The organism is Allobosea sp. 05T433 (assembly GCF_056396065.1).
Genome location: NZ_JBFTKS010000002.1, coordinates 345,370 through 365,489, shown reverse-complemented (window position 1 = coordinate 365,489; position 20,120 = coordinate 345,370). Strand labels below are relative to the sequence as shown.

Here is a 20,120-nt window from a genome sequence, read left to right as displayed (position 1 = left end):
ACGCATAGCGTCCGGCGTCCGTAATGGCGCAAGGCTGGTGACGAGGTCACCGGCCCATGAACGCCTTGGAGGCTATGAATGGCGGGGCAAACGGTCACTCGCGCCGATTTGTGCGAGGCTGTGTATCAGAAGATCGGTCTGTCGCGGACAGAGTCGTCGAAACTTGTCGAAGCGGTGCTCGACGAGATCTGCGATGCGGTCGCGCGCGGCGAGAATGTGAAATTATCGTCCTTTGGCTCGTTCGTCGTGCGAGACAAAGGCGAGCGAATCGGGCGTAATCCGAAAACGGGCGTTGAGGTCCCCATCGAGCCGCGTCGCGTGATGGTGTTCAAGCCTTCGAATGTGATGAAGGCGCGCATCAACGGGCAGGCGGGCGAGGGCGACGAGGAGTGAGTCTGGAGTTCCACACCGGCAACGTAGAGGCCGAATTGGACACCAAGAGCCCAGATGCCTTCCGGACAATCAGCGAGGTCGCAGACGACCTCGACATCCCCCAGCATGTCCTGCGTTTCTGGGAAACGCGCTTTACCCAGATCAAGCCACTCAAGCGCGGTGGCGGCCGGCGCTATTACCGGCCGGACGATGTCGCCCTCCTGAAGGGCATTCGCCGGCTGCTTTACGGCGAGGGCTATACCATCAAGGGCTTGCAGCGGATCCTGAAGGATCAGGGGCCGCGCCATGTCCAGGCCATTGGCCGGGGCGGGCCGATCGGCGGGCAGGCTCCCGCCGCGGTTGCCGCACCCGTGCCGGCGCCGCGTCGGCCCGCGCCGGCGAACGCACCGGAAGGCTCCGACGATGAATTGCCCTGGCAGCTCGATATGGAGCCGGCGCAGCCGGAGGAGCCCGATCACCGGGCCGAGTTCGGCGAGGATCTTGTCCTGCTGAGAGCCGCGCTCGTCGAAATGACGGAATGCCAGCGCGTCCTGCGCGGCGTGCTGCAGCCGGAGCTCGGCGGCGACGCGGGCTGAGAGGCCCGCATCGCGATTGGCTGTCTTCCCAGAGATCAGGAAACCGGCGTGGCCCGTGCCGCGCGCAGGCGGCGGCTGAAGCGCGAGCTGCGCGTGCGGCTTTCGATCCTCGAGGTCGGCACCAGCGTGGCGACGACGGGATTGGGATAGTGCTCCAGCGTCGAGCCCGTCGCGGCGTCGACGCCCATTCCGACGATGCCTCCGACGATGACGTTTCCAGCGAAACCGGCGGCCCCGGCCCCGGCGACCCGGGTCGCGACCGGAATCTGGGCGTCGTGGAAGCCGCGCTTGCTGTAGCTGACCGTGAACTCCGACTTGCGGCTGACCTCGATCGTGCAGGGCGTCGATGGGCAGCTATGCCCGGTCGAGGTGCGTGCGTCTGCGCCCGGCGGAATGCTGTCGATCGTAACCTGGCTTGTCGTACCCCGTGTGACGGTGGCGCAGCCGCCCAACGCCGCGGCGACCGCAATCAAGCCCACCCATTTCCCCAGATTCATCTTTGCTTGGCCCCTTGTTGCCCCCACCGGCAATGCCGGTGCAATGCCCGTAGTCAGCGCCCGAACGGGGCGCCATGCCGCAGGCGGAACTCCTGGGGGCGGCACGAGCCTTATGCACAAGACTAACGTAGGGGTATGTCGGTCGGGCTCCCGCGAAGGAGCTGGCCATGAGAGCCATGCAGAGGTCAGCGGTGGCGCGCTCCTTCCCAACCGGCAGAGGCGCGGCCTAGTTTGGGCTAAGGGCGGCGTCTCCTGCCGCGTCCCGGGGCGTGGACGACCTCGCCTTGTTTCGACTGGCCCCTTCTCATGCGGAGCGCGCTGCCATGGCCTGGCTCTATCTCTTCGTCGCAGGCCTGTTCGAGGTCGGCTGGGCGATCGGCCTCAAATACACGCAAGGCTTCACCCGCCTCGTCCCGACCCTGCTGACGCTCGCCAGCATGGTCGTCAGCCTCGGCCTGCTCGGTCTGGCGCTGAAGACGCTGCCGGTAGGCACAGCCTATGCGGTCTGGACGGGCATCGGCACGATCGGGACGGCGGCGCTCGGCATCGTGCTGCTCGGCGAGCCGGCAGGCGCCCTGCGGCTTGCCTGCATCTCGCTCATCGTGGCGGGGATCGTCGGGCTTAAGCTGGTCTCCTGACCAGCGTCACGTTCTGGCCAGCGTCACCGTCTGACCGGTGTCATCTGCGGAAGGCGTCAGGCCAGTTGCCGCTTCTTTCGAGCAGCACGATCAGCAGGACCACGGCGAGCGTGATCGCCAATGTGATCAGCTTGGCGTTCCAGGGCGCGCCGCGGCCGATCAGCCAGATCAGGCTGAGCCCGATCGCGAGGGGGATAAGCATCTCCATGACGAGAGCCTAGCGCCGGCTGCGCCGTAAGGGAACCCGACTGTGCTCCTGAACGCGGCTCAGCCGCCGCGCGCCGCGACGGCCCGCTCGCCTTCGATCAGCGGCTTCATCCGGCCGATCTCGGCCGCCATGAAATCGAGGAACAGCCGCACGCGCGGCGAGTGCCTGAGATCGGGATGGGTCAAGAGCCAGAGATCGGCCGCGAATTCGGGATCGGGCGCCGCCAGGCGGACGAGGGCCGGCTTGGTGTCTGCAATGAAGCAGGGCAGGAAGCCGATGCCGATGCCCGCCTCGACGGCCTCGGCCAGGCCGAGCACCGTGTTGACCTTGTAGACGATGCGCTCCGGCGGCACGTAATCCTGCAGGAAGCGGACGGCCTTCAGCCAGGCGAACTGGTCGCCGAGCGAAATCCAGTTCTGGTCCCGGAGCGTCTCCATGCTGGTATCGGCATCGGGCGGGAAGCGGCTCGCCAGCCCGTAGAGCGCCCAGGCGATGCGGGCGCCGCGCCGGCCGACCAGGGTCTCGGGCGGATTATCGGTCGCCCTGATCGCGACATCGGCGTCGCGCTTGGAAAGGTTGAGCGCCTGGTTGCTGAGCAGGATGTCGAGGCGGATCTCGGGACATTGCTGCAGGAAGGCCGCGAAGACCGGGGTCAGCAGGTCGACCAGCAGGGTGTCGTTGGTGGTGACGCGCAATTCGCCGGCGGGCTGGATTTCCTGCCCGGCGAGCTTGCGGGTGAAGGCGGTAATGTCCTCGTCCAGCCGCCCGGCGAGCTGCACCATTTCCTCGCCGGCGGGCGTCGGCACATAGCCGCTGCGGTGCCGCTCGAACAGTTTCAGGCCGAGCCCGTCCTCGATCTGGCCGAGGCGGCGAAACACCGTGGAATGGTTCAGGCCGATCAGGCTGGCGGCGGCCGGCAGGGCGCGGGCTTCGGCGATCGCCTTGATCAGCCGGAAATCGTCCCAGGCGAGGGTCTTGCTCGTGCCGCTCATCCGCTTTTCGTCCTTTCATGCGTCCGCCGCCGTCATGGCGCCAGAGCATCGGCCCGGGAATTGGATACCGGTTTTCGGAAGAAGCCGATGCAAGAACAATGCGCTACAGCATCCGGCCGGATGCCCGGTCGGATGCTGTAAGCCATGCGGCGGCGATCGGGAAGACGTGGCGCGGGCCCTTGGGCCGCGCTCACCGATAGTCGACTGCGCTCAGGCGGTGGCGACCGCAGCGCGGGGGCTGAAGCGCACAGGGCGCAGGGCCAGGGCGCCGTCGCCGATCAGGCCGTGGGCCAGCGCCGTCAGCGCCAGGAAGGCGGGATATTCCCAGCCGCCATTGGCCGCGGTGAAGAGCCAGCCATTCGGAGCATGCACCATCAGGGCACCCAGCAGGACCGGCAGCAGTGCCAGCGAGACGAGACGGCCGTAGAAGCCGGTCAGGATGGCGACGCCGCCAATGAACTCGGCCAGGATGATCGGCCAGGCGAGGAAGCCGGGCAAGCCGACCTGGCCCAGAAAGCCGGCGAAGCCTGCGGGAGTGAACACGGCGAGCTTGAGATAGGCATGGGCGATGAACATCAGGCCGAGCGCGACACGCAGGCCGAGGGCGCCGTAAGGGGCGAGGCGATTGTCGATCATGATTGCATCTCCAGAAGCAGGGGACCGGGTTGGTCTCGGCACTGAAAATGCCCTCTCTCCGGCGCAATGCAAATTGTTAGATGCCAAGACGTTCATTGCTTCCGTGCAATGATACCGGGCTGGTGCTTTGCCTGCCGCACTCCGATCTTTGGCCGGAACGAGGCGCCCCGCCTCAAGCCCTTTCGGAGGACAGGCCATGCAGATCAACGGCATCCACCACGTCACCGCCATTTCCGGCCCCGCGCGCCGCAATCTTGATTTCTACGGTCGCGTGCTGGGGCTGCGCCTGGTCAAGAAGACCGTCAATTTCGACGATCCGAGCAGCTATCATCTCTATTACGGCGACGAGGGCGGCTCGCCCGGCACGATCCTGACCTTCTTCCCCTGGGAGCACGCCGCTCCGGGCCGGCTCGGCGTCGGCGAGACCCAGGAAACCGCCTTCCGCGTGCCGGAGGGGGCAATCGGCTACTGGACGCATCGCTTCGTCGAGCTTGGCGTCGCCCATGAGGCGCCGCAGAAGCGCTTCGGCGACACCGTGCTGCCCTTCCGGGATCCGGACGGGATGCGGCTTGCCCTGATCGGCCTGCCCGGCATTGCCGCCGAGCCGGCCTGGACGGGCGGCGCGATTCCGGCCGAGCATGCGATCCGCGGCTTCCACTCCGTCAGCCTGCTGCTCGAGGATGCGGCGCCGACCGGTGCGATCCTCAGTGACATCTTCGGCTTTGCCGAGATCGCGAGGGAAGGCAGCGTGACCCGCTTCCGGACTGAGGGCGCGGCATGCGGCGGGATTGTCGATCTGCGCACCGCCGGCGGCTTCCTGCCGGCACGCCAGGGGGCCGGCTCGGTGCACCATATCGCCTTCCGGGCGGCGGGTGATGCCGAGCAGGAAGCGATGGTGCGCCGCCTAAAGGAGAACCATGGCATCCGCGCCACGGAGCAGCGGGACCGGAACTATTTCCGCTCTGTCTATTTCCGCGAGCCCGGCCGGGTCCTGTTCGAGATCGCCACCGACGCGCCGGGCTTCGGCATCGACGAGGCGAGCGAGAGCCTCGGCCAGGCGCTGAAGCTGCCGCCGCAATACGAGGCGCAGCGCAGCCGTATCGAGGCCGTGCTGCCGGAACTCGCCTGACGACACCTGACCAAACAAGACGCCCTGCCTCGCCGCGCTGACGGGGCAGGGCCGTCCCCTGCATTATCGAGGAGTGACCCATGCTGGACGCCGTCGCGACCACACCCTTCATCCATGCGTTCGAGCCGGGCAGCGATACCGCCCGCAAGCCCCTGCTGCTGCTCCATGGCACCGGCGGCAACGAGCATGACCTGCTGCCGCTCGGCCGCATGGTCGCGCCCGGCGCCGCCTTGCTCTCGCCGCGCGGCCAGGTGCTGGAAGGCACGATGCCCCGTTTCTTCCGCAGGCTCGCCGAAGGCGTCTTCGACGAGGCCGATCTGAGCCGCCGCACCCATGAGCTGGCGGATTTCATCGAKGATGCGCGCCGACGCTATGATCTTGCCGCGCCGATTGCCGTCGGCTTCTCGAACGGGGCGAATATCGCGGCGAGCCTGCTGTTGCTGCGCCCAGAGGTGCTGGCCGGGGCGGCGCTGCTGCGGGCGATGTCGCCCTTCCGGGAGCCACCAAAGGCCGATCTCGCCGGCAAACGCGTGCTGATGCTGTCGGGAGCGCAGGACCCGATCATTCCGGCCGCCGACGCCGCACGGCTTGCCGCGACTCTGTCGGGCAATGGCGCGACGGTCGAGCACCGCATCCTACCGGCGGGCCATGGCCTGTCGCAGGCCGATATCGGCCTGCTCACCGCCTGGCTCGACCAGGCCTGAACGCCTCGGCGAATCGGCGCTCTGCATTGGGGGCGCCGTTCCGGCACAAACAAAGACCCCGGATCCGTCGCAACGCCCTGCGGCGTTCGATGGATCCGGGGCCGAATCTCGTAACTCCCGGGCGTCCGGATGACGGCCCTGCTGCCGTTCGAGTCAGTCCTAGGGCGCTGTCGCCTTCGGCTTGCTGCGTGCAGCCGGCTTGGGCTCGGGCGGCGGCTCAGTTGCTTCCTTCGCCAGCCGCTGCGCCCGCAAGGCCTCGATCTTCTTGCGTGCCGCAGCCTCTTCAGCTGCGATTCGCCCGCTGGCCTTCTGCCTTTCGCGCGGGGCCTCCTGCACGCTGTGTACGTCATGCCAGACGCGTGGCCGACGGTCGTCACCTGCCATCTTCTTCTCCCACCGCAGTTTTCCCCTGGTCGTGAGTGTACGCCTGATTGTGGCGGGATACGAGCGCGCGATTGCCGGGAGCAGGCGAGGGCTCAGCGCTCGACGCGGGTCGAGAGAATGATCGACGACATCGTCCGCTCGACACCGTCGAGCGCGCCGATCCGGTCGATCAGCTCGTCGAGTTCGCCGATCGACGGCGCGATCACGATCGCGATCATGTCGAAATGACCGCTGACCGAATGAAGGGTCCGGACCTCCGGAATGCGGCGCAGTTCCGCCTCGACCCTGGGAGCGAGCTTGGTCAGTGCGGTGATCAGGACATGGGCCTTGACCTGCCCGCGCTCATGCTCGTCGGAGAGCCGCGCCGTGTAGCCGGTGATGACGCCGCGCCGCTCCAGCCGTTCGATCCGGCTTTGCACCGTCGTGCGTGAGAGGCCGAGCTGGCGGCCGAGCTCGGCCACCGGCGCCCGGGCGTTCTCGGTCAGCAGGATAAGGAGCTGTCTGTCTGTGCGGTCGATCGGCATGATGCTGAGTACTTACGGCAGATCGCCGTAAAATCCCATATGAATCGTCGTGATGGCCGCTTCTATTCGACGAAATCGTCAGCCAGCATAGGACATCAACGAACGCACGGAGCGCCACAATGAAGGAAATCGTCGTTATTGGCGCGGGTAAGATCGGCCAGACCATCGCCGACATGCTCGGCAGCAGCGGGGATTACCGCGTCACGGTCGCCGACCGCTCCGAGGCGCAGCTCGCCGGCATCCGCACCAGCGCCACGGTTTCGACCCGCAAGGTCGATATCGCCGACAAGGAGGCGCTGACCGCCCTGCTCGAAGGCCGTTTCGCCGTGCTCAGCGCAGCCCCCTTCGATCTGACGACGCGGATCGCCGAAGTCGCGGCCCCGCTTGGCGTCCATTATCTCGACCTGACCGAGGATGTCGCCAGCACGAGGCGCGTCAAGGAACTCGCCAAGACGGCGAAGGCAGCCCTCATTCCGCAATGCGGCCTGGCGCCGGGCTTCATCTCGATCGTCGCCGCCGATCTGGCGCGTGATTTCGACACGCTCGACAGCCTCAGGCTGCGCGTCGGCGCCCTGCCGCAATACCCCTCCAACGCGCTCAACTACAACCTGACCTGGAGCACGGACGGGGTCATCAACGAGTATTGCGAACCCTGCGAAGCGGTCGTCAACGGCGAGTTGACCCTCGTCCCGGCGATGGAAGAGCGCGAGGAATTCTCGCTCGACGGCGTCACCTATGAGGCGTTCAACACCTCTGGCGGCCTCGGCACGCTCTGCGAGACGCTGGCCGGCAAGGTCCGGACGCTGAACTACCGCACGATTCGCTATCCCGGCCATTGCGCGATCATGAAGGCGCTGCTCCAGGACCTGCGCCTGGCCGATCGCCGCGACGTGCTGAAGGACATTTTTGAGAACGCCCTGCCGAGCACCCTGCAGGACGTCGTGGTGATCTTCGTCACCGTCAGCGGCATGAAAGATGGCCGCCTGCTGCAGCAGACCTATGCCAACAAGGTCTACAGCGCGACCGTCGGCGGCGTGACGCGCAGCGCCATCCAGATCACCACCGCTTCGGGCATCTGCGCGGTGCTGGACATGCTGGCGCAGGGCAAGCTGCCGCAGCAGGGATTTGTCCGCCAGGAAGAGATCACGCTCGATTCCTTCCTCGCCAACCGCTTCGGCAAGGCCTATGCGCGGGCCGAGGACGGCACCCCGGGCAAGGGCGAAATCGAGCGCAGCCGCGCGGCCTAGAGCATTCTGCGAAAAAGCGGCAACGGTTTTTCGCATGACTATGAGGTTCGATCACGTTTTCTGCGTCTGGGCGATTTCGTCCAGACGCAGCGCGGCCTAAGGCCGCGCTTGCGACGAACGGCAGGCGCTCCACGCAGGGAGCGCATGCTGTATACACATCTGGCATAGACCCGAACGACCGTTAAAAAGAGTCGAAAAGGGTCCGGGAGGGACACGAGGATTATGGCACGACGCGTTCTGGTCGCAGAGTTCATGCATGAGACGAACACATTCAGTGTTCAGCTCACCGGAGAAGAGGTCTTTCGCAACGCCGGCCTCTATCTCGACAACGAGATTCCCCCGGCTTTCAGCGGCACGCGGACATCGCTCGGCGCAGCCTTCGAGGCGGCCGAGAAGTTCGGCTGGAGCCTGACCCACCCCATCGTCGCCCATGCCAACCCTTCAGGCCGCGTCACCGATGCGGCCTTCGAGCTATGCGCAGGCAAGATCGTCGCGGCCTGCGCCGGCGTCGACGGTGTGCTGCTGCATCTCCACGGCGCCATGGCGACGGAAAGCTCCGATGACGGTGAGGGCGAGCTGCTCTCCCGCATCCGCGCCAAGGTCGGCCCCTCCGTTCCGGTCGTCGCGGTGCTCGATCTGCACGCGACGCTCACCCAGCTGATGGCCGACAGCGCCAATGCGCTGATCTCCTACCGGACCTATCCGCATATCGACCAGTATGAGCGGACCTGGCAGGCGGCCGAGCTGCTGCAGAAGGCGATGGATGGCGAGATCACGCCGACCGCCGCCGTTGCCCGCCGGCCCATCCTCTACGCTCTCGATGGCGGGCGCACGACCTCGCCCCCGTTCAAGGAGCTGCTGCGCCGCGGCGACGAGCTCGAGGCGAAGGGCGAGGCGCTGGTCGTCAGCGTCCAGGCCGGCTTCTCCTCGGCCGACGTCCACGATATCGGCCCCTCCGTCGTCGTCACCGCCAATGACCGCAACAAGGCCCAGGCCATCGCCGAAGAGCTGATGGATTATGCCTGGGAGCAGCGGCATTTCTCCTCGATCCATTTCACGCCCGTGGCCGAGGCCATGGTGAAGGCGAAGAATGGTGAGGGCCAGAACGGCGAGGGTAAGGCCGGCAAGCCGCTGGTGATCTCCGATTATTCCGACAATCCCGGCGCCGGCGCCTATGGCGACGCCACGAACCTGCTGCGCGCGGTCCTGGCCACCGGCCTGGAGAATGTCGCTTTCCACGCGATCTGCGACGGCGAGGCTGCGCTGCAGGCGCAGGCTGCCGGCGTCGGCAACACCGTGACGCTGATGCTCGGCGGCAAGGTCGATCCGAACATGGGCGGCGGCCCGCTCGAGGTCACCGGCCGGGTCGTCTCGATCACCGACGGCCATTTCATCGCTTATGGCCCGATGGGCGGCGGTGCCTGGCGCAGCTACGGGCTCAGCGTCATGCTGCGCATCGGCGGCGTCGAGCTCGTCATCATCACCCATAACGGCCAGGCGACCGACCTCGCGCAGTTCACCTCGCTCGGCGTCGACCCGACGCGGAAATCGACGGTGATCGTCAAGTCGATGCAGCATTTCCGGGCCGCCTTCGAGCCGATCGCCCGCGAAGTGGTCGAGGTCGATACCGGCGCGCTGGCGACGCGCAATTTCAAGGAGCGCCCCTACAAGAGCGTTCGCCGGCCGATCTTCCCGCTCGACGACATCTAGCGCCTAAAGCATCGGCCCGAAAAGTGGATTGCGGTTTTCGGGAAAACCGATGCGAACACAGAAGGTTAGATCATCGAACCGAATAGGAAATCCGGTCCGATGATCGAGCCGGGGGCTTTGGCCTCCGGCGTGACGTTCGGACTAAAGCCCTGACATGAATTCGGAGTTTCCATGACGCTCTCCGCTCAAACCCCGGCTCACCGCGCCCGGCCGCAGGCCGATCTCGTCCTCAGGAACGGCCCGATCTGGTGCGGCCGCGAGGACGGGGTCGTCGAGGCCCTGGCGATCTGGCAGGGCAGGGTGCTCGCCACCGGCAGCGATGCCGAGATCGCCGCCCTGATCGGCCCCGGGACCAAGGTGATCGATCTCGAGGGCCGGCTCGCCACGCCCGGCCTGAACGATTCCCACCTGCACCTCGTCTCGCTCGGCATGACCATGGACTGGGTCGACGCCCGCCCGGCGGTCGCGCCCGATCTCGCCTCCCTGCTCGATGCCATCGCAAAGCGTGCCGCCGGCACCAAGCCCGGCGACTGGATCCTGTCGCGCGGCTACGACCAGACCAAGCTCGATACCGGCCGGCATCCCTATCGCGAGGAACTCGACCGCGCCGCGCCGAACAATCCGGTCATGCTGATCCGGACCTGCGGCCATGTCTCGATCTGCAATTCGATGGCGCTGGAGCTCGCGGGCATCGACGAGGCCTCGCCGACCCCGCCCGGCGGCCTGATCGAACAGCAGAACGGTCGGCTCACCGGCATGCTGGCGGAAAACGCCCGCGCGCCGGTCTGGGCCGCGATCCCGCGCCCGACCGAGGAAGACCTCGTCACCGGCATCGAACGCGGCGGCAATTACCTGCTCTCGCTCGGCATCACCAGCTGCATGGATGCGGCGGTCGGCCAGCGCGGCGCCTTCGGCGAGATCTCGGCCTATCACCGCGCCAAGCGCGACGGCCGCCTGCCGGTGCGGACCTGGCTGACCCTGCTCGGCGACGAAGGCCGCTCGGTCGTGCCGCAATGCTACGAGGCCGGGCTGATCTCCGGCACCGGCGACGACATGCTGATGGTCGGCGCGGTCAAGCTCTTCCTCGACGGCTCGGCCGGCGGGCGCACCGCCTGGATGAACGCGCCCTATCTCGGCGAGGACAAGACCACCGGCGTGCAGATGTGCTCGAACGCGGATGTCGAGCGCCAGGTCATGGACGCCCATGTGAAGGGCTATCAGCTCGCCTGCCACGCCATTGGCGATGCCGCGATCGAGCAGCTGATCACGGCCTATGAGAAGGCGCTCGCCGCCCATCCCGATCCGGACCGCCGCCACCGCATCGAGCATTGCGGCTTCTCGACGCCCGAGCAGCATGAACGCATGGTCGCGGCCGGCATCTATCCCTGCCCGCAGCAGGTCTTCATCTACGATTTCGGCGATGCCTATGTGAAGGTGCTCGGGCGGGAGCGGGCGCTGTCGAGCTACCCCTTGCGGACCTGGTTCGATCTCGGCCTGAAGCCGGCGACGGGCAGCGACGCACCGGTCTGCGACCCCAATCCGTTCCCGAACTTCTACACCATGCTGACCCGCAAGACCTGGCGCGGCACGGTGATGGATGAGGCCCAGTGCGTCTCGATCGACGAGGCGCTGCAGGCCTATACCGAATTCGGCGCCTTCTCGCAGAAGCAGGAGGCCGTGAAGGGCCGGCTCGTGCCGGGCTATCTCGCCGACGTTGCCGTGTTCTCACGCAACCTTTTKACCGCAGCGCCCGAAGAGATCCTGAAGGACACGCGCTGCGATCTCACCATCCTGAACGGCAAGGTCGTGTTCGACCGCGCCGCGCAGAATGCCTGACCGGATAATTGCTCGGGGACAGCCGGCTAGACGACGGAGACAGACCGGAAAAACCAAGTAAGGTTCCGTACGGGACTGACCGGCGCCGCCCTTGAAAAGGGGGGCGCCACCAAAAAGATCAACGGGAAATTTGGGAGGATTTGACGTGTTGAAACGACTGGCTTTGACCACTGCCCTGACGCTGACGATGGCGTTCTCGGCCCAGGCGCAGGAACCGCGCCGCGGCGGCACGATCCGCTTCACGGCGCCCTATGCCGCATCCTTCGTCAGCAATGACAGCCATGTCTCGAACCAGATCCAGGACGAGATCTATGGTAACGCGCTGCACCGCGCGCTCTACAAGTGGGACTCGACCAACAACAAGCCGGTGCTGGAGCTCGCCAAGAGCGTGACCGCCTCCGCCGATGGCACGGTCCACACCTTCAAGCTGCGCGACGACGCGCTTTTCCATAACGGCCGCAAGATGACGGCTGACGACATCATCTGGACCTACACCCGGCTGATGGATCCCACGAAGAACTATCCCGGCGCGGCCTTTGTCCGGCGCGTCAAGGGCGCCCAGGAATTCCAGAAGGGCGAGGCCAAGGAAATCTCCGGCCTGAAGAAGATCGATGATTTCACCCTCGAGATCACGCTGATCGAGAAGGCCGATCCCGGCTTCCTGTTCCGCACCGCGATCACCTCGATCTTCCCGGCCAAGGAAGCGCAGGAACCCGATTTCTTCAACAAGCCGATCGGTCTGGGTCCGTTCAAGTTCGTCGAGCATGTTCCGGGCTCGCGCATGGTGCTGGAGCGCTGGGAGAAGTTCTACCAGGCCGGCAAGCCCTATGCCGACAAGGTCGTGATCTCGCCGATGGGTGAGGCGGCTGCCCGCGACATCGCCTTCCGCAACAAGGAGATCGACGTCTCGATCCTGGGACCGACGCAATATGTCGCCTACCAGGCCGATCCGAACCTGAAGAAGGGCATTCTCGAAGTCGCGGAAGTCTTCACCCGCAACATGGGCATGAACCCGAACTTCAAGCCCTTCTCCGACAAGCGGGTGCGCCAGGCGATCAATCACGCGATCGACAGCGACCTGATCATCAAGCGCCTCGTCCGCGACAAGGCCTATCGCGCCACCGGCTGGCTGCCACTCTCCTCGCCGGCCTATGACAAGGACATGAAGCCCTACGACTTCAATCCGGAGAAGGCGAAGAAGCTCCTGACCGAGGCCGGCTATCCCGATGGCTTCGAGTTCGAATGGACCGCTTCCCCGAACGAGAGCTGGGGCGTTCCGATCGTCGAGGCCGTGATCCCGATGCTGGCCAAGGTCGGCGTCAAGGTGAAGATCAAGCCGGTCGAAGGCTCGGCGCTCGGCGGCATCGTCTCGAAGGGTGATTTCCAGGCCTATATCTGGTCGAACACCTCTGGTCCCGATCCGCTGACCCAGATGAAGTGCTTCTACTCCGCGACCCCGCAGAGCGCCTGCAACTACACCACCTACAAGAACCCGGCCGTCGACAAGCTGATCGACGAAGCCGCCGCGACGGACGATGCGGCCAAGCGCATCGACCTGCTGAAGAAGGCCAACGGCATCGTCTATGAAGACGCCCCGGTCTGGTTCTTCAACTACAACAAGGCAGTCATGGCCTATCAGCCCTGGCTGAAGGGCCTGCAGCCCAACGCGACGGAACTCGCTCTGCAGTACTACGAGGATCTCTGGGTCGACGCGTCGTCCCCGGCCGCGAAGTAATCTCCAAACCCCGGCGCCCGGCGGCCTTCGCTGCCGGGCGTTCGCGGCCAAGAGTTCGCGGCCAAGGGTTCGTGGCCAGGAGTTCTGCATGCTGTCTTATGTCTTTCGGCGCCTGCTGCAGGCGATCCCGATTCTGCTTGCCGTTGCGGCGCTGATCTTCCTACTGTTCAGCGTCATCCCCGGCAGCTTCGCCTCCAGCCAGATGGCTGACGGACGCACCGTCATGGATGCGGAAGCCGTCTCCCGCATGAACCAGCAATTCGGGCTCGACCAGCCCGTCGCGACCCGGTTCGTGAAATATATCGGGCAATTGGTGACGCTCGATCTCGGCACCTCGTTCCGCACCCGCCAGCCGGTCTGGCACCTGATTGCCGAACGTCTCTGGCCGACGCTCCAACTCGCCTTCGCCTCGATGCTGTTTGCGATCGCGATCGGCGTCCCCCTGGGGTTTCTGGCGGCGCTGCGGCCGGGCAGCTGGATCGACATGGTCTCGATGGTGGCCGCCGTTTCCGGCCTCTCCCTGCCAAAGTTCTGGCTCGGCCTGATGCTGATGTATCTCTTCGCGCTGACCCTGGGCTGGCTGCCGAGCTTCGGCTATGGCGACGGCGCGATGAAGAACCTGATCCTGCCCTCGATTGCGCTCGGCGTCGCCCCGCTCGCCCTGCTGGCCCGCACCACGCGCGCCTCCGTGCTCGAGATCATGAATGCCGATTTCGTCCGCACCGCCCGGTCCAAGGGCATGAGCGAGCGCCGCGTCGTGCAATGGCACCTGGCGCGCAATGCGCTCGTCATCGTGCTCACCACCGTCGGCCTGCAATTCGGCTCGGTGATCGGCCAGGCCGTCGTGGTCGAAAAGCTCTTCGCCTGGCCGGGCCTCGGCTCGCTGCTCGTCGACAGCGTCTCGCTGCGCGATATCCCGGTGGTGCAGGGCTGCATCCTGGTGATCGTGCTGTTCTTCCTGCTGGTCAACATGCTCGTGGACGTTCTCGCCGCGATCATCGACCCCCGCATCAGATACACCTGAGGGTGCCGATGAAATTCAGAGCCAATCTCGTGATCGGGGGCGTGCTGTTCGCGGCCGTCGTCGTCGCCGGTACCTTCGCCCCGTTCCTCGCCCATACCGACCCGGTCATGGACGCCAACCTGATGAATGCCGAGGTTCCGCCCGGCAGCGAATTCTGGTTCGGCACCGATGCGCAGGGGCGCGACATCTACAGCCGCGTGCTGCACGGCGCCCGCATCTCGCTGACGGTCGGCATCGTCTCGCAGCTGATCAACACGGTGATCGGCGTCGCACTCGGCTTGTCGGCCGGCTATTGGGGCGGCTGGTGGGACGATCTGGTCAGCGGCCTGACCAACATGATGCTGGCGATCCCCTCGCTGATCTTCGCGCTGGCGATCATGGCGATCCTGAGCCCCGGCCTGACCAGCCTCCTGATCGCGCTCGGCCTGACCAACTGGTCCTATACCTGCCGGCTCTCGCGCGCCTCGACGCTCTCGCTCAAGAACCAGGGCTATGTCCAGGCCGCCAAGGTGCTGGGCTACAGCGATATCCGCATCATGGTGACGCAGATCCTGCCCAATATCCTGGGGCCGATCATCGTCATCGGCACGCTCGGCATGGGCGGCGCGGTGCTGGCCGAGGCCGCGCTCTCCTTCCTCGGGCTCGGCATCCGTCCGCCCTTCCCGAGCTGGGGCAGCATGCTCTCGGATGCGCGCGACCAGATCACCACCGCGCCCTGGATCTCGGTCTTCCCGGGCCTGGCGATCTTCGTCACCGTGCTCGGGCTGAACCTGCTCGGCGACGGCCTGCGCGACATCCTCGATCCGCAGTCACGGGCGCGACGCGCATGAATGGGACGGGCATGAGTGGCGAGGCGCTTCTCGAAGTCGAGAACCTGCGGCTCGACCTGATCGTCGGTGCGAGGCGCTTCCCGGCGGTGAAGGATGTCTCCTTCACCATCGGCCGCGGCGAGACGCTCGGCCTCGTCGGCGAGTCCGGCTGCGGCAAGAGCATCACCGCGCTCTCGCTGATCGGCCTGCTCAGGCATCCGCTCGCGATCGGCGGCGGCACAATCCGCTTCAAGGGCCGCGAGATCCAGAACCTCTCGGCGGGCGAGATGCGCAAGCTGCGCGGCAACGCCATCTCGATGATCTTCCAGGAACCGATGACGGCGCTGAACCCGCTTTCGCCGGTCGGGCGCCAGATCGCCGAGATGTTCGTGCTGCACAAGGGCGCGACCTGGCACGAGGCTGAAGCCAAGGCGGTCGAGGCGCTCGCCAATGTCCGCGTCCCGGCGCCGGACCGGCGCGTCAAGGATTTTCCGCACCAGCTTTCGGGCGGCATGCGCCAGCGCGTGATGATCGCGATCGCGCTCGCCTGCCGGCCGGACCTGCTCTTGGCCGACGAGCCGACGACGGCGCTCGACGTCACCGTCCAGGCCGAGATCCTCGACCTGATCCGCGATCTCTCGGCGGCGCAGGGCACGGCGGTGCTGATGATCAGCCATGATCTCGGCCTGATCGCCAATATGTGCGCCCGCGTCGGCGTGATGTATGCCGGCCGCCTCGTCGAGCAGCGCCCGGCGCAGGAGGTTTTTCGCACGCCGAGCCACCCCTATACCAAGGGCCTCGTCGCCTCCTTGCCGCTGCTGGGTGCGCGCGCCCGCCATGGCCGCCACAAGCTCAAGGAGATCACCGGCGTCGTGCCGGCGGTGACGGCTTTTCCTGACGGGTGCCGCTTCAACCCGCGCTGCTATGCCAGGACCGAGATCTGCGTGGCGCAGGATCCCGGAGTGACGCCGTTGCCGCAGGACGGCCTGGTGAGGTGCCATCATCATGAGTGACACGGGCGACCAGACCATCCTCAAGGTCGAGGACCTCGAGGTGAAGTTCGATCTCGGCGGCGGGCTGTTCGGTGGCAAGCGCCGCACCGTCCATGCCGTCGACGGTGTCGATCTCGTGCTGCGCAAGGGCGAATGCCTTGGGCTCGTCGGGGAATCCGGCTGCGGAAAATCGACGCTGGCGCTCTCGATCCTCGGCCTGCAGGCGCCGACGCGCGGCCGCGTCATTCTCGACGGGCAGGACATCGCGGCGCCCGGCGTCGACCGCAAGGCMCGCGCCCGCATCGCGCAGATGGTGTTCCAGGACCCGTATTCCTCGCTGAACCCGCGCCAGTCGGTGCGCCGGACGCTGGAAACGCCGCTGCGCATGCATGGCGTGACGACGAAGAGCGAGGTCGACGACCGCATCGCCGAGATCATGCGCCATGTCGGCCTGCGGGCGGAGCAGGCCGAGCGCTATCCGCATGAATTCTCCGGCGGCCAGCGCCAGCGCATCGGCATCGCGCGTGCGCTGATCCTGAAGCCGAAGATCGTGGTGCTGGACGAACCGGTCTCGGCGCTCGACGTCTCGATCCGGGCGCAGATCATCAACCTGCTACTCGAGCTCAAGGACACGCTCTCGCTCTCCTACATCATGATCAGCCATGATCTCGGTGTGGTCGAGCATATGAGCGACCGCGTCGCGGTGATGTATCTCGGCCGGATCGTCGAGACCGGCGACTGGCACACGATCTTCACTGAGCCGCGCCACCCCTATACGCGCGCGCTGATCGCCGCGATCCCCGACCCGTTCAACCACGGGCTGGCGGTAAAAATGTCGGGCGAGGTGCCGAACCCGCTGGAGCCGCCCTCCGGCTGCCGCTTCCACCCGCGCTGCCCCGAGATGCGGGAGGGCTGCCGCGCCCTGCCGACGCCGCCGCTGGCCTCGATCGGTGGCGCGCACGCAGTCCCGCACGAGGTCCGCTGCATCAGGGCCGCAGAACTGGTCTGAGCGGCCTAAGCATCGGCCCGAAAAGTGGATTGCGGTTTTCGGGACAAAGCCGATGCAAACACAAAGGACTAGATCGTCGGACCGGATACGATTTCCAGTCCGATGATCTAACCGCGTCAGCATTATTGATCATCCGAAGGACAAGACCCATGGCCAAGCCCATGCCAAACCATTCCGCCCCGGCTCAGGCCGCTGCTGGCCTCGATGAGGGCCCGCTCGAGAGCATCCGCTTCACCGGCCTCAACGCCGGCCCAAAACTGATCGTGCTCGGCGCCGTCCATGGCAACGAGACCTGCGGACCCAACGCCATCCGCCGGATCATCGAGGAGTGCCGCTCCGGCAAGCTGGTCATTCGCCGCGGCGAGGTCACCTTCCTGCCGATCGCCAACCCCAAGGCCTACCGGCTGAAGACCCGCGAGGGCGACCGCAACCTCAACCGCGACATGCGCGAGAAGCCGCTGCCGGCGAATTACGAGGACCGGATCGGCAACCACATCTGCGCGCTGCTGCGCCAGCATGAGGTCCTGCTCGATGTGCATTCCTTCCGGGGCGAGGGCGAGCCCTTCGTCTTCTTCGGACCCGAGGACAACCGGGGCGAGCTCGAGCCGTTCCGCCAGGCGCAGGCCGAGGGCGCCTTTGCCGCCTGCCTCGGCGTGCCGGTGGTGATCCATGGCTGGCTCGACAATTACGCCAGGCTGATCGCGGCCCGCGAGGAGCTGAACCTGCCGCGCCTCTCGGTCACCGAAGGCTATGGCACGACCGAATATATGCGCTTTGCCGGCGGCTATGGCGTGACGCTCGAATGCGGCTCGCATGACGACCCGGCCTCGATCGAGATCGGCTATGCCGCGATCCTGAACGCGCTCGCCCATCTCGGCCTGATCGATGCCCCGGCGCCTTCAACCGCTGGCCGGACCGTCATCCACATCACGCAGGTGATCATCTGCGAAGCCGAGGGCGACAAGGTCGAGGGCGACTGGAAGACCGGCGACGCGCTCGCCAAGGGCCAGGTGATCGCGCGCCGCGCCAATGGCGCGGCCGTGACCGCGCCGGAAGCCGGCTACATCATCTTCCCGAGCACGACGGCCAAGCCCGGCGAAGGCATCTGCTATTTCGGGGTGAAGAGCGCCAGAACGCTCTGATGCTATCGGCCGGGCAGGGGGGCGCCGCCTTCTGCCCGGCCTCAGAAGCAGGTGAAGGAATAGGTTTTCTGGGTCTGCAGCAGGCGGTCGGTCAGGCCGCCCGGCGGATCGGAATTGTCGTTGAAGTCGAAACCGTATGGACAGATCGTCGACGCATAGCGGTTCGCGAAGGAATCCATGCGCAGCACCACCGAGGCGCGCGGCTCGTCAAACTCGCGCTTGGTGTGGATCTTCAGGAGATGGCTGTAGAGGCCGAGTTTCTCGACCGAGTACTTGATCGGCCCGGTCGGGGCGTTGATGCCGTCGGGAATATCAATCAGCACGGAATTGGCGCAGCCCGACAGGGCGGCCCCCAACGCCAGCGCGAGCAAGGCCTGACTTCTCATGGCGACTCAAGCCCCCGCGACCCGACAGCGACAAGCTCAGCATAGTCCGGTGCAACTGTCGATTTTCAAAGCGGCTTCAGGGGATATACGACGCGGCCCTTGATACGGCCGGGAGCCGTTGCAGTCTTGCCACGCGCATCGGCACGTGCCCGCTTCGGGTCGGCCTCACCTGCGTGGCAGCCTCGCTGCGAGATCAGTCGATGATTTCGTCGGCCAGGGCGATCAAGGCATCGGGTATGATCAGACCGATCTGCCTTGCCGTCCTGAGGTTGAGCACGAGTTCGAACTCGGAGGATCGTTCAACCGGCAGCTCGGAGGGCTTGGCTCCCTTGAGGATGCGAGCGGCATAATAGGCCAGCCTCTTGAAGCTCTCCTCGAGGCGAGGACCGAAGGTCAGGAGCCCGCCACTGCGGGCAAACGTGCTCCAGCCGGATAGGGCGGGGATCCGGTGCGCCGAGGCGAACGCGGCAATCTGCTTCTGGCTCTGCAGCATGACGCTGTCAGGCAGCACCACGAGCGCGTCCGGCGGATGCCCGGCGAGGCTTGCAAGCAGGTCGCCGACCTCCTGGACATTGCGCGTCGGAACCCACCGAAGCTCCATCCCGAGCTGGCGTGCCATGGCCTGGGACGCGGCGATTTCGAGCGCGGCGCCGGGATGGACGGGGTCGCCCATGAGGACGACCCTCCTGGCCTGTGGCGCGGCCATCCGCAGGAGATCGAGCCGCTTCTCGTTCAACTCGATCGCCATGAAGCTGACGCCCGTCAGGTTCCGGCTTGGGCGGGCCAGGCTGTCGGTGAGTTCAGCCGCGACGGGGTCGCCGCTGAAGCCATAGACGACGGGGATCTCGGTCAGCCCCCGCAGGCCGAAAATGGCCGTGCCTTGAGCGATGATCACATCGGGCCTGAGGCCGATGAGCTCGTCGACGACGGCCGATAGCCGTTCCGGATTCCCGTCGGCCGAGTGCGCGAGGACTTCGATGTTCCGGCCCTCGATATAGCCTTCGGCCGCGAGGCCGCTTCGGAAGGCGCCAAGATAGCTCTCGACCTGAGCCAGCGGAAACAGGGAAATCCAGCCGATCCGGGCGGGCTTGCGCCCCGTTTGCGCATGGGCGGAATTGCCGGGAAGAACGAGGCTGACCAACAGAACAAGGCCGGCCAGGAGGACGGGGCTGAAAGCGAGACGCCAGCTTGGCTTCATCGGTCACTCCACAGGTCTCAGCCTTGAGCAGGAGCAGGCCTCTCGTCGACGGATCGGCCGGACACGAGCGGCTCCCCATCATACGCATCAATGCGCCGTTTGGTAGCAAACCCTGCCGGGGGCCGCGGTTGCGGCGCGCCGCCGGAATGGCCAGGGGGACCCGTCGCGCCGCGCTCATTCGCCCGCATCGCGATAGCGCTGGTCGAACCGGCGCTCGTCGCCGTGCTGCGACCAGTCCTCGTCTGGGATCGGCTTCCAGAACAGCACGCGGATGAACAGCATCATCAGCGCCCCCAGGAGGATCAGGGCGACCAGCGCGGCGATCAGATATTCCAGGATGGTCGGTGCCATC

At 66.2% G+C, this 20,120-nt stretch carries 23 protein-coding genes; 14 read left to right on the top strand and 9 right to left on the bottom strand.

Going from position 1 to position 20,120, the window contains the following annotated elements; translation table 11 throughout:
* Positions 1 to 78: 78 nt before the first annotated feature.
* The gene (locus tag AC1DGP_RS03920; protein ID WP_069876977.1) at positions 79 to 393 is read left to right on the top strand and encodes an integration host factor subunit alpha; all 315 of its coding nucleotides are present in this window, start codon (positions 79 to 81) and stop codon (positions 391 to 393) included.
* A complete protein-coding gene (locus AC1DGP_RS03915) occupies positions 390 to 968 on the top strand; it encodes a MerR family transcriptional regulator (protein WP_441488680.1) in 579 nt (192 codons plus the stop codon). Before AC1DGP_RS03920 ends, AC1DGP_RS03915 begins: the two co-directional genes overlap by 4 nt.
* Before the next feature lie 35 nt (positions 969 to 1,003).
* Here the strand turns inward: AC1DGP_RS03915 and AC1DGP_RS03910 are convergent, their stop codons facing one another.
* Entirely contained in the window at positions 1,004 to 1,465 is a 462-nt protein-coding gene (locus tag AC1DGP_RS03910) for a translation initiation factor 2 (RefSeq protein WP_441504739.1), read from the bottom strand.
* A 323-nt stretch (positions 1,466 to 1,788) separates the two neighbouring features.
* Here AC1DGP_RS03910 and sugE point away from each other — a divergent pair, with 323 nt between their 5' ends.
* A complete protein-coding gene (gene sugE / locus AC1DGP_RS03905; protein ID WP_069876975.1) occupies positions 1,789 to 2,103 on the top strand; it encodes a quaternary ammonium compound efflux SMR transporter SugE in 315 nt (104 codons plus the stop codon).
* Between the two features lie 40 nt (positions 2,104 to 2,143).
* Here sugE and AC1DGP_RS03900 read toward each other — a convergent pair whose 3' ends face one another.
* The 3 genes from AC1DGP_RS03900 to AC1DGP_RS03890 all read right to left on the bottom strand — a co-directional run bounded on the left by AC1DGP_RS03900 (position 2,144) and on the right by AC1DGP_RS03890 (position 3,939).
* A complete protein-coding gene (locus tag AC1DGP_RS03900) occupies positions 2,144 to 2,311 on the bottom strand; it encodes a hypothetical protein (protein ID WP_176733240.1) in 168 nt (55 codons plus the stop codon).
* A gap of 59 nt (positions 2,312 to 2,370) precedes the next feature.
* Positions 2,371 to 3,303 carry a LysR family transcriptional regulator gene (locus AC1DGP_RS03895; RefSeq protein WP_441488678.1) on the bottom strand — a complete coding sequence of 311 codons (933 nt, stop codon included), beginning with the start codon at positions 3,301 to 3,303 and terminating at the stop codon, positions 2,371 to 2,373.
* 210 nt (positions 3,304 to 3,513) lie between these two features.
* Complete coding sequence (locus AC1DGP_RS03890) at positions 3,514 to 3,939, bottom strand: DoxX family protein (protein ID WP_113518213.1); 426 nt, start codon at positions 3,937 to 3,939, stop codon at positions 3,514 to 3,516.
* Between the two features lie 196 nt (positions 3,940 to 4,135).
* Between AC1DGP_RS03890 and AC1DGP_RS03885 the strand changes: the two genes are divergently transcribed.
* Together AC1DGP_RS03885 and AC1DGP_RS03880 are read left to right on the top strand one after the other, a co-directional pair.
* Positions 4,136 to 5,068, top strand: a complete 933-nt coding sequence (locus AC1DGP_RS03885) for a ring-cleaving dioxygenase (RefSeq protein WP_441504738.1) — start codon at positions 4,136 to 4,138, stop codon at positions 5,066 to 5,068.
* Positions 5,069 to 5,148: 80 nt separating this feature from the next.
* Positions 5,149 to 5,772: an alpha/beta hydrolase gene (locus AC1DGP_RS03880; RefSeq protein ID WP_476831722.1), complete on the top strand. Its 624-nt coding sequence runs from the start codon at positions 5,149 to 5,151 to the stop codon at positions 5,770 to 5,772.
* A 159-nt stretch (positions 5,773 to 5,931) separates the two neighbouring features.
* Here AC1DGP_RS03880 and AC1DGP_RS03875 read toward each other — a convergent pair whose 3' ends face one another.
* Positions 5,932 to 6,156, bottom strand: a complete 225-nt coding sequence (locus tag AC1DGP_RS03875) for a hypothetical protein (protein ID WP_441488675.1) — start codon at positions 6,154 to 6,156, stop codon at positions 5,932 to 5,934.
* Positions 6,157 to 6,248: 92 nt separating this feature from the next.
* Entirely contained in the window at positions 6,249 to 6,680 is a 432-nt protein-coding gene (locus tag AC1DGP_RS03870) for an Lrp/AsnC family transcriptional regulator (RefSeq protein ID WP_043239300.1), read from the bottom strand.
* 119 nt (positions 6,681 to 6,799) lie between these two features.
* On the opposite strand from AC1DGP_RS03870, the gene AC1DGP_RS03865 reads away from it, so the two are divergent.
* From AC1DGP_RS03865 to AC1DGP_RS03825, 9 genes are all read left to right on the top strand, one after another.
* Positions 6,800 to 7,927, top strand: a complete 1,128-nt coding sequence (locus AC1DGP_RS03865) for a saccharopine dehydrogenase family protein (RefSeq protein ID WP_441488674.1) — start codon at positions 6,800 to 6,802, stop codon at positions 7,925 to 7,927.
* A 222-nt stretch (positions 7,928 to 8,149) separates the two neighbouring features.
* Positions 8,150 to 9,637, top strand: a complete 1,488-nt coding sequence (locus tag AC1DGP_RS03860) for a M81 family metallopeptidase (protein WP_441504736.1) — start codon at positions 8,150 to 8,152, stop codon at positions 9,635 to 9,637.
* A 171-nt stretch (positions 9,638 to 9,808) separates the two neighbouring features.
* Positions 9,809 to 11,473: an amidohydrolase gene (locus tag AC1DGP_RS03855; protein ID WP_476831721.1), complete on the top strand. Its 1,665-nt coding sequence runs from the start codon at positions 9,809 to 9,811 to the stop codon at positions 11,471 to 11,473.
* A 148-nt stretch (positions 11,474 to 11,621) separates the two neighbouring features.
* Entirely contained in the window at positions 11,622 to 13,208 is a 1,587-nt protein-coding gene (locus AC1DGP_RS03850) for an ABC transporter substrate-binding protein (RefSeq protein ID WP_441504857.1), read from the top strand.
* 88 nt (positions 13,209 to 13,296) lie between these two features.
* Positions 13,297 to 14,232, top strand: a complete 936-nt coding sequence (locus AC1DGP_RS03845) for an ABC transporter permease (RefSeq protein WP_441504734.1) — start codon at positions 13,297 to 13,299, stop codon at positions 14,230 to 14,232.
* An 8-nt stretch (positions 14,233 to 14,240) separates the two neighbouring features.
* A complete protein-coding gene (locus AC1DGP_RS03840; protein WP_441488670.1) occupies positions 14,241 to 15,062 on the top strand; it encodes an ABC transporter permease in 822 nt (273 codons plus the stop codon).
* A gap of 11 nt (positions 15,063 to 15,073) precedes the next feature.
* Positions 15,074 to 16,054: an ABC transporter ATP-binding protein gene (locus tag AC1DGP_RS03835; RefSeq protein ID WP_441504856.1), complete on the top strand. Its 981-nt coding sequence runs from the start codon at positions 15,074 to 15,076 to the stop codon at positions 16,052 to 16,054.
* Positions 16,047 to 17,042, top strand: a complete 996-nt coding sequence (locus AC1DGP_RS03830) for an ABC transporter ATP-binding protein (protein ID WP_441504733.1) — start codon at positions 16,047 to 16,049, stop codon at positions 17,040 to 17,042. Before AC1DGP_RS03835 ends, AC1DGP_RS03830 begins: the two co-directional genes overlap by 8 nt.
* 149 nt (positions 17,043 to 17,191) lie before the next feature.
* Positions 17,192 to 18,184 carry a succinylglutamate desuccinylase/aspartoacylase family protein gene (locus tag AC1DGP_RS03825; protein ID WP_441504732.1) on the top strand — a complete coding sequence of 331 codons (993 nt, stop codon included), beginning with the start codon at positions 17,192 to 17,194 and terminating at the stop codon, positions 18,182 to 18,184.
* A gap of 41 nt (positions 18,185 to 18,225) precedes the next feature.
* On the opposite strand, the gene AC1DGP_RS03820 is transcribed toward AC1DGP_RS03825, so the two are convergent.
* The 3 genes from AC1DGP_RS03820 to AC1DGP_RS03810 all read right to left on the bottom strand — a co-directional run bounded on the left by AC1DGP_RS03820 (position 18,226) and on the right by AC1DGP_RS03810 (position 20,119).
* Complete coding sequence (locus AC1DGP_RS03820; protein WP_441488667.1) at positions 18,226 to 18,570, bottom strand: hypothetical protein; 345 nt, start codon at positions 18,568 to 18,570, stop codon at positions 18,226 to 18,228.
* 193 nt (positions 18,571 to 18,763) lie between these two features.
* A complete protein-coding gene (locus tag AC1DGP_RS03815) occupies positions 18,764 to 19,768 on the bottom strand; it encodes an ABC transporter substrate-binding protein (protein WP_441504731.1) in 1,005 nt (334 codons plus the stop codon).
* A gap of 174 nt (positions 19,769 to 19,942) precedes the next feature.
* The gene (locus tag AC1DGP_RS03810; protein ID WP_441504730.1) at positions 19,943 to 20,119 is read right to left on the bottom strand and encodes a hypothetical protein; all 177 of its coding nucleotides are present in this window, start codon (positions 20,117 to 20,119) and stop codon (positions 19,943 to 19,945) included.
* Between the last annotated feature and the right edge of the window lies 1 nt (position 20,120).

Bases quoted from the DNA above. Each gene is read 5' to 3' on its own strand.
- AC1DGP_RS03920 (WP_069876977.1), top strand. From the start codon at position 79: ATGGCGGGGCAAACGGTCACTCGCGCCGATTTGTGCGAGGCTGTGTAT.
- AC1DGP_RS03910 (WP_441504739.1), bottom strand. From the start codon at position 1,465: ATGAATCTGGGGAAATGGGTGGGCTTGATTGCGGTCGCCGCGGCGTTG.
- sugE (WP_069876975.1), top strand. From the start codon at position 1,789: ATGGCCTGGCTCTATCTCTTCGTCGCAGGCCTGTTCGAGGTCGGCTGG.
- AC1DGP_RS03900 (WP_176733240.1), bottom strand. From the start codon at position 2,311: ATGGAGATGCTTATCCCCCTCGCGATCGGGCTCAGCCTGATCTGGCTG.
- AC1DGP_RS03895 (WP_441488678.1), bottom strand. From the start codon at position 3,303: ATGAGCGGCACGAGCAAGACCCTCGCCTGGGACGATTTCCGGCTGATC.
- AC1DGP_RS03890 (WP_113518213.1), bottom strand. From the start codon at position 3,939: ATGATCGACAATCGCCTCGCCCCTTACGGCGCCCTCGGCCTGCGTGTC.
- AC1DGP_RS03885 (WP_441504738.1), top strand. From the start codon at position 4,136: ATGCAGATCAACGGCATCCACCACGTCACCGCCATTTCCGGCCCCGCG.
- AC1DGP_RS03875 (WP_441488675.1), bottom strand. From the start codon at position 6,156: ATGGCAGGTGACGACCGTCGGCCACGCGTCTGGCATGACGTACACAGC.
- AC1DGP_RS03870 (WP_043239300.1), bottom strand. From the start codon at position 6,680: ATGCCGATCGACCGCACAGACAGACAGCTCCTTATCCTGCTGACCGAG.
- AC1DGP_RS03865 (WP_441488674.1), top strand. From the start codon at position 6,800: ATGAAGGAAATCGTCGTTATTGGCGCGGGTAAGATCGGCCAGACCATC.
- AC1DGP_RS03860 (WP_441504736.1), top strand. From the start codon at position 8,150: ATGGCACGACGCGTTCTGGTCGCAGAGTTCATGCATGAGACGAACACA.
- AC1DGP_RS03845 (WP_441504734.1), top strand. From the start codon at position 13,297: ATGCTGTCTTATGTCTTTCGGCGCCTGCTGCAGGCGATCCCGATTCTG.
- AC1DGP_RS03840 (WP_441488670.1), top strand. From the start codon at position 14,241: ATGAAATTCAGAGCCAATCTCGTGATCGGGGGCGTGCTGTTCGCGGCC.
- AC1DGP_RS03835 (WP_441504856.1), top strand. From the start codon at position 15,074: ATGAGTGGCGAGGCGCTTCTCGAAGTCGAGAACCTGCGGCTCGACCTG.
- AC1DGP_RS03825 (WP_441504732.1), top strand. From the start codon at position 17,192: ATGGCCAAGCCCATGCCAAACCATTCCGCCCCGGCTCAGGCCGCTGCT.
- AC1DGP_RS03820 (WP_441488667.1), bottom strand. From the start codon at position 18,570: ATGAGAAGTCAGGCCTTGCTCGCGCTGGCGTTGGGGGCCGCCCTGTCG.
- AC1DGP_RS03815 (WP_441504731.1), bottom strand. From the start codon at position 19,768: ATGAAGCCAAGCTGGCGTCTCGCTTTCAGCCCCGTCCTCCTGGCCGGC.
- AC1DGP_RS03810 (WP_441504730.1), bottom strand. From the start codon at position 20,119: ATGGCACCGACCATCCTGGAATATCTGATCGCCGCGCTGGTCGCCCTG.